The sequence below is a fragment of the Bacillus sp. CZDM1 genome (assembly GCF_055502545.1).
This window is the reverse complement of record NZ_JBUESO010000010.1, coordinates 1-19,137: the sequence shown is the minus strand read 5'-3', so window position 1 is coordinate 19,137 and position 19,137 is coordinate 1. Positions and strand designations below refer to the sequence as shown.

General features: G+C 33.2%; 20 protein-coding genes. 8 read left to right on the top strand and 12 right to left on the bottom strand.

The window, feature by feature from the left end:
• Nucleotides 1–6: 6 nt before the first annotated feature.
• From ACY3XC_RS21000 to ACY3XC_RS20980, 5 genes are read right to left on the bottom strand one after another with little or no spacing between them, the layout of a single operon-like run.
• Entirely contained in the window at nucleotides 7–267 is a 261-nt protein-coding gene (locus ACY3XC_RS21000) for a recombinase family protein (RefSeq protein ID WP_464870267.1), read from the bottom strand.
• Nucleotides 268–651 carry a recombinase family protein gene (locus tag ACY3XC_RS20995; RefSeq protein WP_464870266.1) on the bottom strand — a complete coding sequence of 128 codons (384 nt, stop codon included), beginning with the start codon at nucleotides 649–651 and terminating at the stop codon, nucleotides 268–270.
• A complete protein-coding gene (locus tag ACY3XC_RS20990; protein ID WP_464870265.1) occupies nucleotides 638–817 on the bottom strand; it encodes a hypothetical protein in 180 nt (59 codons plus the stop codon). The genes ACY3XC_RS20995 and ACY3XC_RS20990 overlap by 14 nt, the downstream gene beginning before the upstream one ends.
• Nucleotides 818–872: 55 nt before the next feature.
• Nucleotides 873–1,010, bottom strand: a complete 138-nt coding sequence (locus ACY3XC_RS20985) for a hypothetical protein (protein WP_464870264.1) — start codon at nucleotides 1,008–1,010, stop codon at nucleotides 873–875.
• On the bottom strand, nucleotides 1,003–1,143 hold the full coding sequence (locus ACY3XC_RS20980; RefSeq protein ID WP_464870263.1) for a hypothetical protein: 141 nt from the start codon (nucleotides 1,141–1,143) through the stop codon (nucleotides 1,003–1,005). The genes ACY3XC_RS20985 and ACY3XC_RS20980 overlap by 8 nt, the downstream gene beginning before the upstream one ends.
• Before the next feature lie 594 nt (nucleotides 1,144–1,737).
• Here ACY3XC_RS20980 and ACY3XC_RS20975 point away from each other — a divergent pair.
• From ACY3XC_RS20975 to ACY3XC_RS20960, 4 genes are all read left to right on the top strand, one after another.
• On the top strand, nucleotides 1,738–1,983 hold the full coding sequence (locus tag ACY3XC_RS20975) for a DUF7662 domain-containing protein (RefSeq protein ID WP_464870262.1): 246 nt from the start codon (nucleotides 1,738–1,740) through the stop codon (nucleotides 1,981–1,983).
• Nucleotides 1,984–2,054: 71 nt separating this feature from the next.
• The gene (locus ACY3XC_RS20970) at nucleotides 2,055–2,306 is read left to right on the top strand and encodes a hypothetical protein (protein WP_464870261.1); all 252 of its coding nucleotides are present in this window, start codon (nucleotides 2,055–2,057) and stop codon (nucleotides 2,304–2,306) included.
• An 80-nt stretch (nucleotides 2,307–2,386) separates the two neighbouring features.
• Complete coding sequence (locus ACY3XC_RS20965) at nucleotides 2,387–3,745, top strand: competence protein CoiA family protein (RefSeq protein ID WP_464870260.1); 1,359 nt, start codon at nucleotides 2,387–2,389, stop codon at nucleotides 3,743–3,745.
• Nucleotides 3,746–3,772: 27 nt separating this feature from the next.
• Nucleotides 3,773–4,093 (top strand): hypothetical protein, encoded by a 321-nt coding sequence (locus tag ACY3XC_RS20960; protein WP_464870259.1) that lies wholly within the window; start codon nucleotides 3,773–3,775, stop codon nucleotides 4,091–4,093.
• A 141-nt stretch (nucleotides 4,094–4,234) separates the two neighbouring features.
• Here ACY3XC_RS20960 and ACY3XC_RS20955 read toward each other — a convergent pair whose 3' ends face one another.
• Together ACY3XC_RS20955 and ACY3XC_RS20950 are read right to left on the bottom strand one after the other, a co-directional pair.
• Nucleotides 4,235–5,170, bottom strand: a complete 936-nt coding sequence (locus ACY3XC_RS20955) for a COG2958 family protein (RefSeq protein ID WP_464870258.1) — start codon at nucleotides 5,168–5,170, stop codon at nucleotides 4,235–4,237.
• 54 nt (nucleotides 5,171–5,224) lie between these two features.
• On the bottom strand, nucleotides 5,225–8,635 hold the full coding sequence (locus tag ACY3XC_RS20950; protein WP_464870257.1) for an AAA domain-containing protein: 3,411 nt from the start codon (nucleotides 8,633–8,635) through the stop codon (nucleotides 5,225–5,227).
• A 98-nt stretch (nucleotides 8,636–8,733) separates the two neighbouring features.
• Here ACY3XC_RS20950 and ACY3XC_RS20945 point away from each other — a divergent pair, with 98 nt between their 5' ends.
• Together ACY3XC_RS20945 and ACY3XC_RS20940 are read left to right on the top strand one after the other, a co-directional pair.
• Nucleotides 8,734–9,240: a mismatch-specific DNA-glycosylase gene (locus ACY3XC_RS20945; RefSeq protein ID WP_464870256.1), complete on the top strand. Its 507-nt coding sequence runs from the start codon at nucleotides 8,734–8,736 to the stop codon at nucleotides 9,238–9,240.
• Between the two features lie 43 nt (nucleotides 9,241–9,283).
• The gene (locus ACY3XC_RS20940; protein ID WP_464870255.1) at nucleotides 9,284–9,751 is read left to right on the top strand and encodes a hypothetical protein; all 468 of its coding nucleotides are present in this window, start codon (nucleotides 9,284–9,286) and stop codon (nucleotides 9,749–9,751) included.
• Nucleotides 9,752–9,815: 64 nt separating this feature from the next.
• Here the strand turns inward: ACY3XC_RS20940 and ACY3XC_RS20935 are convergent, their stop codons facing one another.
• Genes ACY3XC_RS20935 through ACY3XC_RS20925 form a run of 3 tightly spaced genes read right to left on the bottom strand, consistent with a single transcriptional unit; the run spans nucleotide 9,816 to nucleotide 11,326 of the window.
• Nucleotides 9,816–10,892, bottom strand: coding sequence for a GTPase (locus ACY3XC_RS20935; RefSeq protein ID WP_464870254.1), 1,077 nt, complete (start codon nucleotides 10,890–10,892; stop codon nucleotides 9,816–9,818).
• 6 nt (nucleotides 10,893–10,898) lie between these two features.
• A complete protein-coding gene (locus ACY3XC_RS20930; RefSeq protein ID WP_464870253.1) occupies nucleotides 10,899–11,054 on the bottom strand; it encodes a hypothetical protein in 156 nt (51 codons plus the stop codon).
• Nucleotides 11,055–11,095: 41 nt separating this feature from the next.
• A complete protein-coding gene (locus ACY3XC_RS20925; protein WP_464870252.1) occupies nucleotides 11,096–11,326 on the bottom strand; it encodes a helix-turn-helix domain-containing protein in 231 nt (76 codons plus the stop codon).
• 298 nt (nucleotides 11,327–11,624) lie between these two features.
• Here ACY3XC_RS20925 and ACY3XC_RS20920 point away from each other — a divergent pair, with 298 nt between their 5' ends.
• On the top strand, nucleotides 11,625–14,639 hold the full coding sequence (locus tag ACY3XC_RS20920) for a TrlF family AAA-like ATPase (protein ID WP_464870251.1): 3,015 nt from the start codon (nucleotides 11,625–11,627) through the stop codon (nucleotides 14,637–14,639).
• Nucleotides 14,640–14,706: 67 nt separating this feature from the next.
• Here the strand turns inward: ACY3XC_RS20920 and ACY3XC_RS20915 are convergent, their stop codons facing one another.
• A complete protein-coding gene (locus ACY3XC_RS20915) occupies nucleotides 14,707–15,048 on the bottom strand; it encodes a YopX family protein (RefSeq protein WP_464870250.1) in 342 nt (113 codons plus the stop codon).
• Between the two features lie 217 nt (nucleotides 15,049–15,265).
• On the opposite strand from ACY3XC_RS20915, the gene ACY3XC_RS20910 reads away from it, so the two are divergent.
• The gene (locus ACY3XC_RS20910) at nucleotides 15,266–16,744 is read left to right on the top strand and encodes a recombinase family protein (RefSeq protein ID WP_464870249.1); all 1,479 of its coding nucleotides are present in this window, start codon (nucleotides 15,266–15,268) and stop codon (nucleotides 16,742–16,744) included.
• Here the strand turns inward: ACY3XC_RS20910 and rlmD are convergent.
• Nucleotides 16,741–18,117 carry a 23S rRNA (uracil(1939)-C(5))-methyltransferase RlmD gene (gene rlmD / locus ACY3XC_RS20905; protein ID WP_464870248.1) on the bottom strand — a complete coding sequence of 459 codons (1,377 nt, stop codon included), beginning with the start codon at nucleotides 18,115–18,117 and terminating at the stop codon, nucleotides 16,741–16,743. The two genes, ACY3XC_RS20910 and rlmD, sit on opposite strands and share 4 nt — an antisense overlap.
• Between the last annotated feature and the right edge of the window lie 1,020 nt (nucleotides 18,118–19,137).

Genomic DNA, 19,137 nt, shown 5'->3' with positions numbered 1-19,137 from the left:
TGTTAGTCAGCTGCGGTCATAAACATAAAGGTTATCAACTTTGCCTTGACTTATAATCGATATAACCTCCAGCATTTTCTCCCGGTCCTTCAGTTTCACCTTATTTGCGGATACACCAAGCTCATTTACCTCAATATATTCATCTTCATCGAAAGCATCCCGGTATTTTTTATCAGCAGCAATCTGCATCTCAAGGCTTTGGTTCTCGGTACTTACACGTCTTAAAAAGACCTTTAATTTCCCGTTGGAGTCAATATTCTTAGCCAATTAAAATCCCTCCCTAAATCCCAATAATTTATTAGACATATCAATTTCAGAGGAACCGGTAAAAACAAGTCGGACATTGTGCTTATTAAGCAGAGCCATTAATTCAAAATGGTTTGATATATTTCGAGTCAGACGACTTGCATCGTGGACATACAAAGTATCCACATTGCCGAGCTCAATAAGTTTTAATAATTGACTGATGCAGCTTCTTTCTTTAAATTTGGTCGCAGAAACATTTCCTTCATTAATTTCAGTGAATTCATGCGGCATCAAGCTTTGTCGATATTGATAATCAGCTTGCATTTGCATTTCAAGTTGACCTGCTTCCCTTGCCCTTCTGAAGAATACTTTAATTTCGCCATTTGTCGCTTTATTTGTTAACATTGATATCATCCTTTTCTTTGTAATGTTTATTTAAAATAATGGCTTGAAGAGTCGGAGATAAACCAAGTTCTTGTAACAGCATTCTTTCGATAAGCCTTTCTATTAAAATGCTTCCAAGCTCATTTGATTCTTCCAATACCTCGATTTTCCTGACTTTGTATTTCATTTCATCCACCTCCAGTCAATAATCACAGAATTGACTGAAAGTGGTTAATGTATACTTACTTAGTACCTTCTATGTATAAATCAAGCTCCAATTGGAAAGAGACATCTGCAATTTTTACATCTTTCCGAGGGACCACCAACTTATATGTCTTTGTGCCGGGAAGCTTTAATTGCCCCAGTCTTTTTTTACTCATGTTGTTTTTCACCATCCCACTTGGAACCTAAATTCCAAAACCTTTTCAGCAATTCGGGAGACACGTTATTTTTGAAGCTTGCCTCTTCGAATTCCTTTCGTCGGCTATATAAGAAGCTGATGCGGCTATCCATTTCTTTTCACTCCTTGTTTTATCTTTTATGTAATGATTCAATTTTTCTGTTGTTACTATTTCTAATCCTTTGAGCAGGACCTTTGATTTGCATTTTCATGGTTGTTCACTCCAATCTAGTTGTTTTTTTTGACTAGTCAATTTGTTTTCCAAACTTGGTATTGTCATAATACAAAATTGAAAATTAAAATGGATGGAAAATCGAAATTATTTTTTAAAAATCAAAAATAATTTTTTTGAGCAAAAGTTTTCTCGAATTTCCCACAAAAGCGAAAGCTAATTTGCTATAATGTCGCTTTTTGCTTTTTATTTGAGATTTGCTTTAATCAGCAAAAGGATTTCCATGTACCTTGTTTATCAACTTTGTATCGTCATTTTATAAAATTCGTCTTTAAAATGGACGGAAAATCGAACTTTTTTCATTCGCCTTTATGATTAATTTTTACCAATCTAACTTTTCAAAAATATTCAACAAAGACCAATAATAATTTGCTATAATTGTTGTTTTTTCGCTTCATGTAGGATTGACATTCCTCTCTTAATATAAGATTCTTGTAAAAAAAGGAACTATTGTAAAAAGAAAGGAAGTAATCAATTGTCCAGGGTTAATTGGTCTATATTATTTGATTTTTTAAATAATAAAAAAGAAATTTCTCAAATAACGCTTACTTTTGAAGAACTCGAAACAATTCTAGGAAAAAAACTTCCTGAATCTGCATTTGTTTATGACGCGTATTGGAGAAACGATAAAACCCATTCTCAAGCAAGAGCATGGATGAGCGCAGGATGGAAAACTATCAAACCTAATCCACATGAAAGGAAAATAAAGTTCATTAGATAAATTCCTTTTTTAAATTAGAAGTTTTATTGAGAAACATCTAGAACCAAAATAATTAAGAAAGGATTATTAAAATGGAGGATAAGCGTAGAATTATTTACCGTAATTTGAAATCAGAAAAAGTATTCAAAATTCGTTGCATTGACAAGGTATATCAGACTATCAAGAAAATGGAATCTAAAGGAGAAGCAGAAATTTATTTTGATGAACGTTTGCTGCTAGACAGCAATCAACTTAATGAAATGAAAATGGCAGAGGTAAGGAGAGTTATTAAAGAAAAAGGCATAGACCTTGATGCCTTCAAGATTTGGTTGGAAGAGAAATAAATTAATTTATGAGTCATTCATTGTACTATCTTCTAAAACTGGAACATCTATTAAATAGAATACAACAGAGGTGAAGATTCTTGAGAGAGGCGCTGCATGTAATTGATAACGAATTATATAGGCTTCCATATTCTGCAACCAAAGAAGAAGTGAATAATTTTAAGAAGCTAGCTGATAAAGACCTTTTCCAATGCCCCCATTGTAAAGCCAAACTAATAGTCAAATATGGCGACACGAAAGGAATATATTTTTCACATCAGCATTCAGAAGCTTGTGAAGAATCCAGAAAAATAGACCTGGCAGAGAAAAGATATAGTAGGCAGATTGAAAGGGAAACAAAAATCCATAATACAATTCAAGCTATTCTCCATGATGAAATATCGAATCAGGCTAAGAATAATACAATGATTAAGGTCGACTATGGCTTCAGGGCAAAACCCGACTTGAAAGAATTTCCCGATATTTGGGTAAAGGTTGCCGATAGGGAATTTGCACTTTCAGTGATTACCAACGTAAATTCGTTAGTTGATAATAAACTTTCAAATACAATCAGCAAAAGGCATCAATACTTTCTGGAACAAGGTATGGAACCTATTTGGTTTGTAGAAAAGAAGGAACAAGCAATTGAAAGAGAAAAAAATTCCATAGTGTTGTGGGATGCGGAATTGACAATTGCAGCAAAAACAAATCAAGATAGAGAATGGGATTCTTTACTTGCTTCCCTTATGAAGGACACAATGTTTTTTAAATATTTTAATTATCCTGTATCAACGGAAAACATTGCAATTGATGTTCAAAGCATGTATTACATTTATTCTAACGAGGACAGAATTGTAGTCAAAGTCCAACGGTTCTTAAAAGACCGTCTTGAAAAGCCTTACCGGGCATTCCTTCTAGGGGACGGATATGAAATTCCATTTTCTGATGCGGTTCTAATAAAAAATGAATTCCTTTTGAGCAACCCCACACTAGAAGCTCAGTACCAAAATGAATTTATTCAAAAATTCAAGCAGCTACAACTCGATTATTATGAGCAACAAAGAATTGAAAAAGAACGGCAGCAGCAAGAGGAAGAAAAAAGGAAAAAATTAATGCAGCAAAGGTTGGAGCAAGAGGAGTTTAAAAAGCAACAATTGATGCAGCAAAGGTTGGAACAAGAGGAGCAGCGCCGAAAAATCCTAAAGCAAATATCTGAGCAAAAATTAAACAGTAACCTAGAAACAATGAGAGTATCTTCTTATGATAGCCTTAAATTGCTTCTAAAAAAACGAATCGGCTTAACCCAGTCACAACAAATGGAATTATGGACCACGTTCATGCCCCTGATTGGTTACAAAAATTCAGATGTTGTCTGGGATTTGTTTGTGAAGCATGATTGTAAATCATTTGGTGAATTAAGAATAGCTCTGCAAAATTTCATTTCAATCCGAAATAAATAAAGAGGTCGATTGACGGGGTGAATACCTATGAAAGAATTACGTACCTTAGTAAAACAAAAGCCATTTAAATATGAAGGTTCAATAAAGGAAGGTACAACTATTTATTTTGGAGTTGGTTGGAAGGAAAAAGTTTCCAGCAGTCATTATTCAACACTTCTCGAAAAGTTTATAGGGCAGACATTGACGATTGGTGCTTCTAGAACCAATCCTCCGAAAAATAGCTTAGGTGAATGGTTGATGGCGCATGTTACAAAAACAGCAATAGCATCTTATGTTGTGCCGATATTAATTGATGAAGGTTACGCTATCAATAATGGAAGGTACAAAATCTTAATTAAAGCACAGTAATATTTTTGCTCAAAATTTTTCGACATTAAATCAGCAATAAAATCTCTCGCACACGCATAATATCCGGTTACAATTGCTGGTAAATGTGAAAAAAAGGACCGAATTGGTCCTTTTTCACACCTATTTAGAAAATCGAACGTTCTATTTGGTACTTATCATTTCAATTAATTTATTTGATTCATAAACTTTATCATACATACTTTTAATTATTTCTTTATTCGTCAAATCATTCTTAACTCTCTTTAAGAACTGACGGAAATCCGGATTCTGTGTAGATATTTTGTTAATTGTGTCCCAGTCCAAACTATTCTTGAATTTAGCCGGGAAAATAATTTCAGAAGCATCAGGCTCTTCTACATCCAATCTTATAATTCCGATTCCAAACGCCGTTGAAAGCCGTTTAAGTTCATTAAGAAATTCTTCATCTTTGGCAATTTTAGCAGCAACTAAATACCCTTCGTTAGCCCATGAAGAATTAGAAACAGCCTGAAAGAAGGATTCCCTTATATTCGAAAAGGTCAGTTCCTTCTTCATTTCAAAAGAATAAATTTTAATTAGCTGGCTCCCTAGAATCATCCCAAAATCCAATACTTCTGTATCCCATTCATCAATTGGAAAGTTAACGCCGACTAAATCTGGATGAAGCCACTGTGCATAAGATTTTTTATTAGACTTTTCATGATAAATAGTTTTTGTATACACATTCATAAATGTATTTGCAAAGTAAGTAAGAAATGGATGCAATGCTCTTTCGTTATAAGTAACGGTTTCCGTTTCTTCGACTTTTTCCACTTCTTTTTCAATTAGTTCCTGAATGGCATTTTTGTCCACTAATTCCTTTAAGAAAAACTTCCTTGGCTTTGAATCAATTTTTATAAACGGAGAATTACCTTTGTCCCTAATATTTACGTATAATTGAGCGCCTATTGTTCTCCAAGGAGTTTTACCTTTTGTTCCTACACGGCTGTCATATCCATTTTCTTTTGCATAATCCCATATTTCCTCAGAAGTCATAGGTTTGTTACTCTCAAACAAAATTTTCTTACTTAAATCTAAAAAGGAAATCTTATCCGACAAAATCCTCCACCTCCTTTTGAAAATATTTCAAAAACACACCTAATTCTTAAGTAGCTATTTCTTAATCAAATATTTACTTAGCAACCTTTTAATTTCTTTATTATCAGGATAAGCTTCTGTCAAGATTCTTATTAATGGCAATCCGAATGCAGCACAAATATCGTTTTTCATTGCATCATTCTTCTTTGTTTTTGTGTCAAACTTATGATGTTTACCATCCAATTCAATTGCTAATACCGGTATGCTGGTTTTTCTTTCAAATAATATAAAATCAAAATGGGCTTTTTGTGAGTAAAAGAGGATATCCCATCCAACAATATCTGGCGTTACATTTATAATGTCAGCTACCCTAACCTTGATTCCTATTTCATATTTATTTAACTCTGTATTAATTATTTGCTTCAGGCTCAAATACAACTTATCTTCATAAGGGTTTAATACGCTTCGTAACACATAGGATTCAATTGGTTGGTTAAATATTGTTTTATATGCATCATAGGTATTGGTGAATTTTATTATTTGATTTTGGTTAGATAGATTATCTATATAATCAACTAGGTCAGAAACTATACCTTTTGACTTTCTTATATATTCAAAATCCCCCACCATTATAAAGCATTCCTGTGCACGAGTGACGGCAACATTTATTAAGTTAGGACTGCTGTTTATCCATCTTATTGTAGTATCCTTTATGCCTTGGCTAATAACAGAACTATAAAAAATGATTTGTTTCTCATCGCCCTGGAATGTGTGTACTGTCCCTACCTCAATACCTCGAAAAAAATGTTGTAATTCTCCAATCCCCTCATCTGTAGCAAGGTCATCTATCTGTTCTTTGATTAGTTCCCTTTGCTTTCTAAATGGTGTGATAATCCCAATCGTTTTATCTTTCAAAGATTCATAATTTGTTATTAAATTATTAAAAATCGCTTCGATTTCTCTGTTATTAATAGCTGATTTACTTCCCTGCGTGCTATAAGCTGCTGAACCTTCTACATTTATTCCTTTTATCCCTGAAAAATCAGATTGTCCTTTTGAGGTTTTTATGACTAAATTATTATCATAAAATTTCCCATTACTAAATTGAATAATATCTGGTTCACACCGATAGTGCTCATTTAATAAATGTACATCTTCACCCTTTTTCAATTTACTAAATATATCAAAAGTTGAATTAGATGAAAAACTGTAATAATTATACTCTTCATCGGATAGACCAACTTCTTTGAAAATATGAGCGTCAACCTTCTTATCAATCCTTAGCACCGGATTAAGTTGCTTGTTATCGCCGACAATTATTATTCGATGAGCCCTCATAATAGCAGGAATACTTGATGCAATATTGCATTGAGACGCTTCATCTATTATGACCAAATCAAACCTTTCAGTAAAAGGAATGCTTGCTGGCGTGGAAAGATTAGTACAAACAATTAACGGAAATATATTTGTAATCATCTTAAACTCATCAATACTCACTGGAGATATGTCTGACTTGTTATCTAGGTTCCGAATTAAAGAATGCTTTTCCCCGTTAGTCATCCCCATTAACAGTTTCTTATGATATTCTTTTAACAAATTTTTATCATTACTAATTTTTTCATTATTGAGGTTTCTCAACTCATTTATCACTTGTTTTTTGTTTAATTCTTCAAGTCTTTTAAGTATTGAGTCTATCTCTAATTGCAGCATATCCAATTGCATCACGGTGATAATATTATTTATTTCTGAATGGAATGAATCAATAAATTCAAAGGTGGAAAAATATTCTCTATTAAATCCAAGTTTTTCAATTTGTTTTGTGAACTTTTTTATTTGAAACACATCATGTTTAATTCCAAAAATAGAAAGAATCCGCCATATTAATTTACCTTTAGAAATCTCCATTTTTTCTTCGCAATTTACGGAAATTTGATTTAAAACTTTAATTATTTTTAGACGAACATCAACGGAATCCTCAGTTAGATTAAGAGCATTCCTAATTTTTTCAATAGAAATATTCCTAATTGAAACCTCCTGAGATTTATGTTCAAATGACTTTTCCAACGTATCCTTTTTTATTTCAAGCTCCTCTATAATTGTTAGAATTTCTTCCTTTTTTAGGATTTGCTCTTTTAATTTAGAGCTATCATTTAGCAACGTTGAATAGAAATTATTATCAAACAGCGGGTGCTCCCTTTTTAAAAACTGAACGACACTCTGTAAGGATTTTTTTCGCAGTTCCTGTTTTCCAAGCCTTAGTACGCCATCAAAGATGTTTCCTTCAATTAATTTCTCGTAAATATTATTTACTGCCTTATTATTCATAGAGGTTACTAAAACACGATTTCCATTAAGAATTTCGTTTACCACAAGGTTTAATATTGTTTGAGTTTTACCTGTTCCAGGTGGTCCTTGCACTAAACTAATTTCCTGTTGTATATCTTTAATTACAGCCTCTTGGCTTTTATTAATTTCAACAATATTAAAGACGTGCTCATTATTTGGATATTTTTTGCTTTCATCTTGCATCTTAATGATAGACTTGAAGGGTGTTAATAGTTCTTTGGGGTTAATTTCTTTAATTCTTTTTAACTCAGAAATCAGACCCTTAGTAGCTAGAGTATTTGTTTGAAGGAACAGAGCTCCGTAATCCAATACATTAAATTCACTAATATATTTACTTATATTTTTATTTAGTACATCAATTTCAGCACTACGGTTATTTAAAAATTTTGTTTTTAAGGCGATGGCTTCTTCATCAGTTAATTCTATTACATCGTCGATAAATTTACCGTTTAAGAATACATTCCCGCCATTATATTTAATAGTGTTTTGGTTTTCATCATATTGCACCATATAAAACATAAACGGGAAAATATTTCTCCCAATTTTTATCAAAGGATATCCCAAGTAAATACACAAGTCCGGCTCTTTTTTTACTCGCTTTTCCCACACACTATATACATCATTGAAATTATTATGCAGTTTTGTTTCGTTATTTGGATTGATAATTCTTTCACAATAAGGCTTTCGTAATTTATAAAAATCAATCTCACTAGTAAGTCCTATGGTCATCTCGGACAATTGTTCTTTTTTTAAGGAGTTTATGTAGTATTCAGTTAATCTTTCTAACCTAGAACCGCCGCTACTAGAAGAAATGACAAGAATTTTTTTAATAACATCTTCCAAATTGACTTCTTGTTGTACAATGTTCAATCTGAAATTGGAATCTTTAAGACAGTCATAAATTGATAGTGGTTTTTCATTGAAATAAAGTGGTGCTAATTCAACAGAAGACATCTTTGCTATGGTATATGTCTTAACTTTCTTTCCATTTTTATCAAGTCCAGCTAGATAGTAATTGTTATTATAGGTAAATAGATAATATGGGTGAATATGTAAATAAGAATCTTTATAATTGTACATAAAAGAAATTACTGTTTTATTCTTAATTGCCTGCACAATTTTTTCAATTTTCCTGTCCAAAAAAAGTTCCTCCTTTCGACAATTAAGTTACTTTCCATCTAGTAAAATATTACCATAGCAAAATCCTTTTATGTTATATAATTATAAATGGGCAAGGGGTGGTTAATATACTTAATGATGTAATAAAGAGTAACCTTGATATTGTATTTTGTGGAACGGCTGCTGGTAATAAATCTGCACAAGTAGGTTTTTACTATGCGTCTCCAAACAACAAGTTCTGGAGTGCCATTCATCAGGTTGGACTTACCCCTTTTCAGTTAAAACCAGGTCAATACATGGATTTGTTACAATTTAAATTGGGATTAACCGATTTAGTTAAAAAGCAAAGCGGAAATGATAGAGATTTACGAGAAGATTCTTATGATTTAGCAAGGTTTGAAAGGTTAATAGAAAAATATCAGCCAAAATATGTTTGCTTTAACGGGAAAGAAGCTGCAAAGGTCTATCTAAAACGTAAGAAGGTAGCCTATGGGCTACAAAAGGAATCAATTAATAAAACCAGGCTATTCGTTGCTCCTTCTACTTCTGGTGCTGCCAGTAAATATTGGGATATAAAATGGTGGCAATATTTAGTTGAGATTTTAAACAATGAAGGTAAGAAATAATCATAATTGGAGCAAGCAGAAAAAAGTTTAATGGAGAAAAGAAATGTCTGAAATTATAAACGAATATGCCAAAACAAGAAGAAGAATTCATAGCTGGCTTGACTACAAAAATATACCAAGCAATGATAACATCGTTGGACGAATCGGGGAGTATTACGCGATTGATTATTTTCAGCGGCAGTTTCCTAATTTATCAATTATTCCGGCAAGTAAGACCAATCAAGAGGGTTATGACTTTATGATTGGAAGCGAAAAATATTCAGTAAAGACAATAACAAAAGAAAACAAGTCCGGTTCAACTACCCCAATAAAGTTTAATGGTAACTGGGACTATTTAGTTGCTATTAAACTTGATGATACTTTTAATTTGGAATGCTTATCCGTAATAGATTATCTATCGTTAAAGCAAGCTCTAGATAGATATTCTATAAAACAAGGAAAGACTCCTGGTATTAAAAAATCATTTAGGTGGTGGAAGGTACTCAATGAGAAAGGATTTATTAAAATATAATTACCGCTATACCCTAACATTAAAGTAAAAAATACCCGGAATGTTTGAATTCCGGGTATTTCTTTTAAACAGTGGCAACTTCTTTTTCTTTTTTCTGTTTGTAATATTGTTTGTATTTTTCTTGATATATCTCTCCTAATTCACCTAAATCCATTTCCATACCACTTTTGTAATACGCGTTACATACCCAGCCAAATCCATAGGTAATAGAAGCTGCAATTGTACCTCCTAGAGCTGCAACCGAGCCTGCACCAAGAGGACCTCCAAACCAACCTAATCCTTTTAATGCTTGTACTCCATATTTAAATAGCTGTTTTCCTAAACCTCCTGTAATTGTAGAAGCAATTAATGACATTACATCGTTCTTAGTAACTTCACAATTATAGATGTAGGCTATTCTTAATGCCAATCCTACTTGAAGGCTTGTCAAAGGAATAATATCTGCTCCTGGAATTGGAATTACTCCAATACCAAAGGCTGAAACTGCCGCCCCATTTATCCAGATTTTCACCTTACTTTCCTTGAATTTACTGACCTTTAAATATAGTAAGTCTTTCCCAACCGATTCTAAGACCTTTACTATCTCGTCATTAAGTTTTTCAATACCTATATTCTTTTTAGCGGCAATAGGAATTACTTTTTCTCCTGTTTCTTGTACAATTTGACCCATGACGGTTTCAAGCTCTTCTTCATCTAAATAGTCAATTTTATTTAAGATTGTAATAATTGGTTTTTCTAGTTTCTTTAGTTCTAGAAAAGTGTCAATGATAGGTCTAGTTGGACCAACTCCTGCGTTAAAGAAAAACATGATTATATCTGCATCTTTATGAATAAAATCTTTAGCCTTTTTAGATACTTCTTGGTTTATATCTGATAATCCAGGTGTATCCGCGATAATTACATTTTCGGAGTATGGATGAGGATACACTTCGGTTGTTAGTCCCGCAAATGCTCCTACCTTAGCTAGTTTCTTTCCAGTTAGAGCATTAATAGTAGAAGATTTGCCAACATTAACATCACCTAAAAGACTAATAACTAATTTCTGTTTAAATATTTCATCCATTTTTTTACTTTCTTTATCAAAACTTTCTTCAAAGTCTTTTTTAAATTGTTCCTCGTTAAAAGCTGTTTGCTCGTCCATGTATTGTCACTCTCCTTTAATTTTTAATTGTTTTTCTAATTTACTAGTCTCTATTTTTGTATATAAGGTTCCTGCTAATATAAAAGCAGCGCTTACACCGATTAATGTAAAAAAAGTAGTTCCGTTTTTCTTTTTTTCTTTTCTATTTGTCTTCAGACTCAATTTCCTCATCCCTTTCTTATGAAAAAGAACTAACTCTTCTATTAATTCCCTCCTCTATCTTTTTCTTTTAGCTTCTCAAAGAGGAAATCTATTGAAACAGATAGAACTTTTGCTAAGGCTAAAGCTAAAAAAACATTAGGTATAGATAGTCTACCTTCTACTTTTCTTATTATTTCTTTGGAAACTCCTACCATATAAGCTAATTTTTCTTGAGATACTCCTCTCTTTTCTCGCTCTTTTTTTAAAGGTGTCTGGAACTTAGGATTATTCATAAAAAATACCCTTAATCCCATTTTTTGTATATACTGTTAGATTAATCCGCACAAACTATTATTGTCAAATATAATTGACACTGAAATTAATTATAAAAATAGAAATCTGGCTCATAAAGAAATCAAGTAATTAAAACAAAAAGGAACTATATCCTAATGTCTGTCCTCTTTCTTGATTCTTTTATCTATTTCAGTAATGCTGCATTTACATAAAATCTCTTCCCTCTACAATTATCGACATAATATTACCTGTAGAGTATAATTTTTACATAAATAAATATAATTAGGGGCTGAAAAAATGGGTGATATTAGAGGGTCCATTTGGAGAAAATGGGACCTACATGTTCATACTCCCGATTCCATTGTACATCATTATAGATGTCCGGCAGATGAAGATGTTTGGGAAAAATATATTTCTGATTTAGAATCCTTACCAGAGGAAATAAAAGTTCTTGGAATAAATGATTATATTTTTATCGAGGGTTATAAAAAGGTTCTTAAATATAAGGAAGAAGGCAGACTACAAAATATTGAGTTAATATTGCCAGTTATCGAACTGAGATTAAATAAATTTGGCGGAACAAGGAGCAATCTAAGTCGAATAAACTATCATATTATTTTCTCAGATGCACTTAACCCTGATGTAATTCAATCCCAATTTCTAAACGCTTTAACGTCAAAATACAAATTAAGCCATGAACATGAAGCTATCTCTTGGGATGGTGTAATTACACAGGAAAGTTTAGCCGACTTAGGGAAAAAAATTAAGGAATCTGCACCTGAAGAACAACGTGTGCACTATGGAGATGACTTAATAGAAGGATTTAATAATTTAAATTTAGATTTAAATGAAATTAATGAAATACTTTCTAGGTCATATTTTAAAAATAAATATTTAACAGCTGTTGGAAAAACAGAATGGGCTGATATTAAATGGAACAACCAATCAATCGCTGATAAGAAAACCATTATTAATAATTGTGATTTTGTTTTTATTTCTAGCCCCAACATTGAGCACTTTCAGAATGCAAAAGGAAGTCTTACTTCAGAAAATGTGAATAATAGGTTGCTAGATTGTAGCGATGCCCATCGTTTTTCTGATTCTACAGATAAGGATAGGTTGGGAAAGTGCTTCACCTGGTTAAAATGCGACTCAACCTTTGATGGTTTGAGACAAATTAGAAATGAATTTGGTAGCAGAGTATTTATTGGAAATATCCCTCCTAAGCTTGAAAATATAAGGAAGAACCCAACTAAATATATTAAGTCAATTAAAGTTCAAAAGACAGACCAATCTAAACACACTGGTTGGTTTAATGTTTCTATCCCACTAAATCATGATTTAGTCGCAGTAATTGGTAATAAAGGAAATGGAAAGAGCGCCATAGCTGATATTATTGGTTTACTTGGAAACACCAAGAATTATTCTGATTTTTCATTCCTAACAAAAAATAAATTTAGACAAAGTAATTTAGCAAGTAATTTTGTTGGGGAAATTGAGTGGGAAAGTGGTCAAAGTGTTAGCAAGAATTTAAACGAAAATCCAGCAGGTCATGAAACTGAAAAAGTAAAGTACCTCCCGCAGCAGTTTATTGAAAAGTTATGCAATGCTGATGATGAAAAATTTGAGGATGAATTGAAGACAGTTATTTTTTCACATGTAGAAGAAAAAGATAGATTAAAAGAAAACTCCCTGAATGACCTTATTAAAGTAAAAACAGATAAATATAAGAAAAATATTGATATATTAAAAATGGAGTTAGATTCTATTAATGAAACTATCATTCAACAGGAAAAACTTTGTTCAACTAAATATAAAAGTTGGGTAAATGAGCAGATAAAATCAAAAGAAGAAGAAATTATTGCTCAAGAGAAGATAAAACCTTCGGAAGTTGAGAAGGTTGAAGCAAACCCAGAAGCACAAAAACAAATTTATGAAGCTTCACAAAAACTCGAAGAGTTAAACAAGAACCTAATCAATATTACTGACGAGATTAAAACTAAATCAAATTTACAAAATGACGTTGAAGAAAAATTATCATATATTGAAAGACTTGAAGGACATATTGAAAATTTTAAAAAACAGTACGAAATTTTCATTTCAAACTGCTCAAAAGAAACTGAATTTTTAGGTGTAGATATTAAGAATATTGTTTCTTTAAATATTAATCCTGAAGAATTATTACAACAAAAAGAAGCCTTGTTATTAGAAAAAGAACAATTAAATAATATATTAGTAAAAGATACCGAAGAGAATTTAATTACCAAAAAAGATAAAGTGGAAAAAGAAATAAATATTCTTCAAAACCAATTAGATGAACCTCAAAGAAAGTATCAGATTTATCAAAAGGAATTATTAGATTGGCAAGAAAAATATAATCAAATAAGAGATGAATTAGTCCAATTAAATAAAAGAAAACTTACTATTAGTGATGAAGTTGAAAAGGACCTTTTAAAACTTAAAGAAGAAAGAATTCAAAAGGTAAAAGAAATACACGAAAACATAGTTAGTATCAAAAGTGTTTATGAAGACTTGTATAAGCCAGTTCAAACCTTTATTTCTCAACACTCTCTTAATGATGAAAAATTCCAGTTAAACTTTGAGGTCTCGATACAGACTAAAGGTTTTTCAGAGAAGTTTTTATCACTAATCAATCAAGGCATTAAGGGTCCATTTCAAGGGAAGGATGAAGGAAAAAAGGTAATAGAAGAATTAATGGAATCTGTAAACTTTAATGAAAATCAATCAGTTATAGATTTTGTTAATAATATTATAACTGAGATAAGTTCTAGGGACACAAATGAGCCAGAATCAGTAAATATCGGCTCACAGCTGACTAAAAACACCACTCTTACAGAGTTTTACGAATTTCTTTTTTCTTTAAATTATTTGCAGCCTATATATAGTTTAAAACTTGGAGACAAGGACTTAAAAACATTATCTCCTGGGGAAAAAGGGGCTTTACTTTTAATTTTCTACCTTTTAGTAGATAAAGATGATATTCCATTAATAATTGACCAACCGGAGGAGAATCTAGACAACCAAACTGTCTTTAATCTCTTAGTCCCTTGTATTAAGGAGGCTAAAAATCGCCGCCAAATTGTGATTGTTACCCATAATCCTAACTTAGCTGTGGTTTGTGATGCTGAACAAATTATTCATGCAAATATGCAAAAGTCTCAAAATAATAATATCGAGTATTCATCTGGTTCAATTGAAAATCCTGATTTAAACAAAAGAATTATTGATATTTTAGAAGGAACCACCCCTGCTTTTAAAAATAGAGAATCGAAATATTATATTTCCATATAATAATTAGTGTTTTTTTCAAGGCGCATAGATTTTACATGCGTCCTTTTTTTCGAAAAAAAAGAGATTTTTAGGTATTTTTCACAACAAAACCAGTATCTATAAGTTCCCTTAAAGATTTTCTTTCAGATTCATTTACCTGGTTAACTCCTACAAACTGCGCATTAAAATCATCGTAGCTAACAATATAACCAATTTGGTCTTTTTCTAAGCGGTCCCGCTCATAAATTTCATTTCTATTATTATCTAATAAGCCAGTATGGGGAAGTAAAATCACATCATCAAAATCATAAACATTTCTTAATCCTCCTCTAAACAGAGTAAATACCTTATTCTTTTCAAAAGATATTTCAATTACTTCATATGTCTGGTCTTCAAAATTATCATAAGCCTTAAATTTGACTTTTTTCATACAAATTTGTCACCTCCACTTCCATTTTTATGTGGTTATTCGGTTACGAATGATTGAATTTTAGCCTCTCAGGATACAATACCCAAAATTTTCTCCTTTTTGACGATATTTCCCCTAAAAAATAATAATCAAATGGATAACCATAAAAAAAATTGTCAATAGTAGTTCACAGGTAAACATTACTGCATCTCGACTATTTTGATTGGAGTTGAGATGATTGAAATGTGCGGTATATATTCGTGTATCGACTGATAAAGAAGAACAGAAAACCTCATTGGAGAATCAACAGCGGTTCTTTTATAACATAATCGTGGAGAAAGGATGGGATTTGTTTCGGTTTTACATCGATGTGGAATCAGGCACAAAGGATAGGAAGCGGGAAAACTTACGTCAACTCATTGAAGATGCCAAACAACATAAGTTTGATGTAATCCTCTCAAAGGAATTATCACGACTCGCAAGGAATGGGAAGCTTTCTTATGAAATAAAGGACATTGCCGAAAAACATAATATCCACATCATCACCTTTGATAATGCAATTAACTCTCTTGAGGGCAATATTCATATGTTTGGTTTGTATGCTTGGGTTTATGAACAAGAATCACAGCGTACTTCTGAGCGAATCAAAGCTGCTCTAAATACAAATGCCAAAAGAGGAGATTTTCATGGTTCAAATGCTCCCTACGGATATAAGGTATTTGATAAGAAGCTTGTTCTTGCAGATGATAATACACCTGAAGTTGTTAAAAGCATTTTCGAATTATATTTGAGTGGCAAGGGCTTCGATTCCATTGCTCGTTCTCTTTCTAAAAAGGGATACCCAACACCCTCTCAGATGGCACAGAAGAGCAATGCAGGTCGTTTTTGGCATGGTTCAACTATTAAAACCATCCTGAATAATCCGCATTATACAGGTGATTTAGTTCAGGGTAGGGAGACGACAAGAAGTGTCACCTCCCAGTCCAGACACAGTATTCCCGAAGAAAACCAAATTGTTGTAAAGAACACTCACCCTGCAATCATTTCACATGAAATGTTTGTTGCCGTTCAAGAGCTAATGAAAAGCCGCAAAAAAAATCATACAAAAGTAAAAAAACATCTTTTTACGAATGTCCTATATTGTTCTGATTGTGGAACAGGCATGTGGTATAGGCAGAATCGAACTGGTTACATTTGCGGGAGTTACGCTCGTCATGGGAGAATCGCTTGCACTCATAGAACGATAAAAGAAAAGGATTTAAAAGAAACAATCCTTTCTGATATTAATAAAATGGCTCAAGTTATTAATGACAAGGAATACCTAAATAACCTTGCCATAGAAGCTCAAAAGAAACAAAAACAAGCCACTCAAATTTTAAACAATATCGATAATGAGATTAAAGCTTCCAAAGCAAAAAAGAAACGTTATCTTGAGATGCTTGCAGAAAAACAAATCACCCATGAAGAATACCGAGAAGTTGCTGATGAAAATCAAGAACTGATAAATGAATTAAATATTAAAAGGAGTGGGCTTGAAGCCTCACTCCGACATGATGAATTTTTAGGACGTATTGAAAACCTTCGGAATACCATTAACCGCTTTTTACCTCTTCATGAAGTAACTGAAGAAATACTCCATCACTTTGTTGAGCGCATTGAGGTAAATAATTACGGTATTCCTACGATTACTTATCGGTTTTCAATTTTACCTGGTTAATTTCCCCTCAAAACTATCTGCGACACGCATTCAACATGTGTAGTCTGTGGGAACATATCTACAGGTTGTACCTCAACTGTTTTATAGCCGCCGTCTTCTAGAATCCGTAAATCACGGGCAAGTGTGGCTGGGTTACAGGATACGTAGACAACCTTTTTAGGCTTCATTTCAATAATCGTTTGCAAAAATGTTTCGTCACATCCCTTGCGCGGCGGGTCCACAACCAGCACATCAGCAGAATTCCCCTCTTTATACCACTTAGGAATAACCACCTCCGCTTCCCCGGCTGCAAACTCCACATTCGTCATTCCATTGAGCTCTGCATTCCGTTTTGCATCCTCAATCGCCTCTGGTACGACTTCTACACCGAAAACCTTCTTTGCCTTTTGGGCTAAAAATAAGGAAATTGTTCCGATTCCACAATAGGCGTCGACAACAGACTCTTCTCCACTAAGCCCCGCATATTCAAGCGCCTTTTCATAAAGGACCTTCGTTTGAACAGGATTCACCTGATAGAAGGACAAAGCAGAAATGGCAAACTTAACATCACCTATTAAGTCATAGATCACTTCGTTGCCCCAAAGGACGGTGGTTTTTTCACCAAGAATCACATTCGTGCGCTTAGAATTAACGTTATGTACAATCGACTTTACCTTTGGGAGCCGCGCAATAATCTCTTCGACCAGTTTGTTTTTGTTTGGAATATCATTCGTTCTGGTAATCAGTACAACCATAAGCTCACCTGTTTGTTGTCCATAACGAGCCATGATGTGGCGGAGGACTCCCTTATGTGACTCTTCCTGATAAGCAGCTATCCCAAGCTCATTGCAGATTTCCTTCACTGCTTGGACTGCTTCATTTATCTCTGGGAGCTGGATCAAGCTTTCGTCAGTATCTACGATTTCATGGCTTCTTGGTTTAAAAAAACCAGCAATCAGCTTTCCGTCCTTTTCACCGACTGGGACTTGTGCTTTATTTCGATAATGCCATGGGTTGTCCATCCCTAGAATCGGGTGCACGATAACATTCTCCAGTTTACCAATACGGGTGAGCACTTGCTTGACTTGATTTTCCTTATATTTCAACTGTCCTTCATAGCTGATGTGCTCAAGCTGACAGCCGCCATATTTATGAATCTCACTAGTAGGTACTTCCACACGGTATGGGCTTTTCTCATAAATTTCGATCAAACGTCCGAAGCCATAACCCTTGTTCACTTTAATCACTTTAACCTGAGCCTTTTCGCCGGGAAGCCCGTTCGGTACGAACACTGGAAATCCATCCACCTTCGCGACCCCAGCACCATCATGGGTTAAATCCTCAAATACCACATCTATATAATCATTTTTTGTAACCGGTATTGTTTTTTTCATTTTTTACTTCCTTTACTCCGATTTGACTAGCAAGATTGTATCATAAACCCAATCTAATTGCGAAAACAGCCATAAATTGAAACTAACCTCTTTACCTTCGCGCGTAAAATGTCGGAGCATTTTAATTTAACAACATAACAAAAGTGTTTATAATTAAAACATTCCCAGAAGGAGGTGATTACGATAAAGAAGGTGAAAATACTTCCCATCGCATTGCTCCTTGCCTTCATATTCTTTACAGTTTTTCTTCATCAGTCAAAGGTAATGACTCATCTACATCATGAACATAAAGCAGTTCTAACAATTGATGATTGGAATACGAAATCAACATCCGATGATGAAGATAAACATCTATACCATCTTTACCTTATTGGAGTACTTACCTTAATTTCACAGATCGTAGTCACCATTCACAGAATTTCTCCTAGGATATACACGAAGAGTCTTATCTTCCTTCTACCCGTTTTTCATCAGTCGAATTATGTTATCTCCTCCCCTGATTTGATAAGTTAAACTTACAAAAAGGGAGGAAGAATAAATGTGGATTCGCTTTTTAATGATTGGTGTATTTTCATTAACAGCAGCAGGAATGCTAACCTTTCAAGGCATAGAAATCTATCATGCTTTTATGGATTTCTTTAAACAAAAATAATCAGGAATCCCGCGGGTTTTAGAAATATTCCCGCGGGATTTCATATTTATTCCGCGTGAAATTGGATTAAGCCTGCGAAAGGTTGGGAAATCAGATTAAGCATCTGTTCTGATTAATAGGCGGAGAAATTCCGCTTAATTGCTAATGATTATTAAAAAGGGCTTAAATAGACGGAGAGATTCCGCCTATTGACTTGAAAAACGTGAAAAATGATGAATTTGCTTTGCATAACCGGAAAACTTCCGCTTATATAACTCGAAATGAACTCCATTCTGCATTTAATCGGAAAACCTCCACTAGCATTGCATATGTATCCACAGGCAAAAAAATAAATTTATTACCTCCTATTAATTGAAATAATAGGGGGC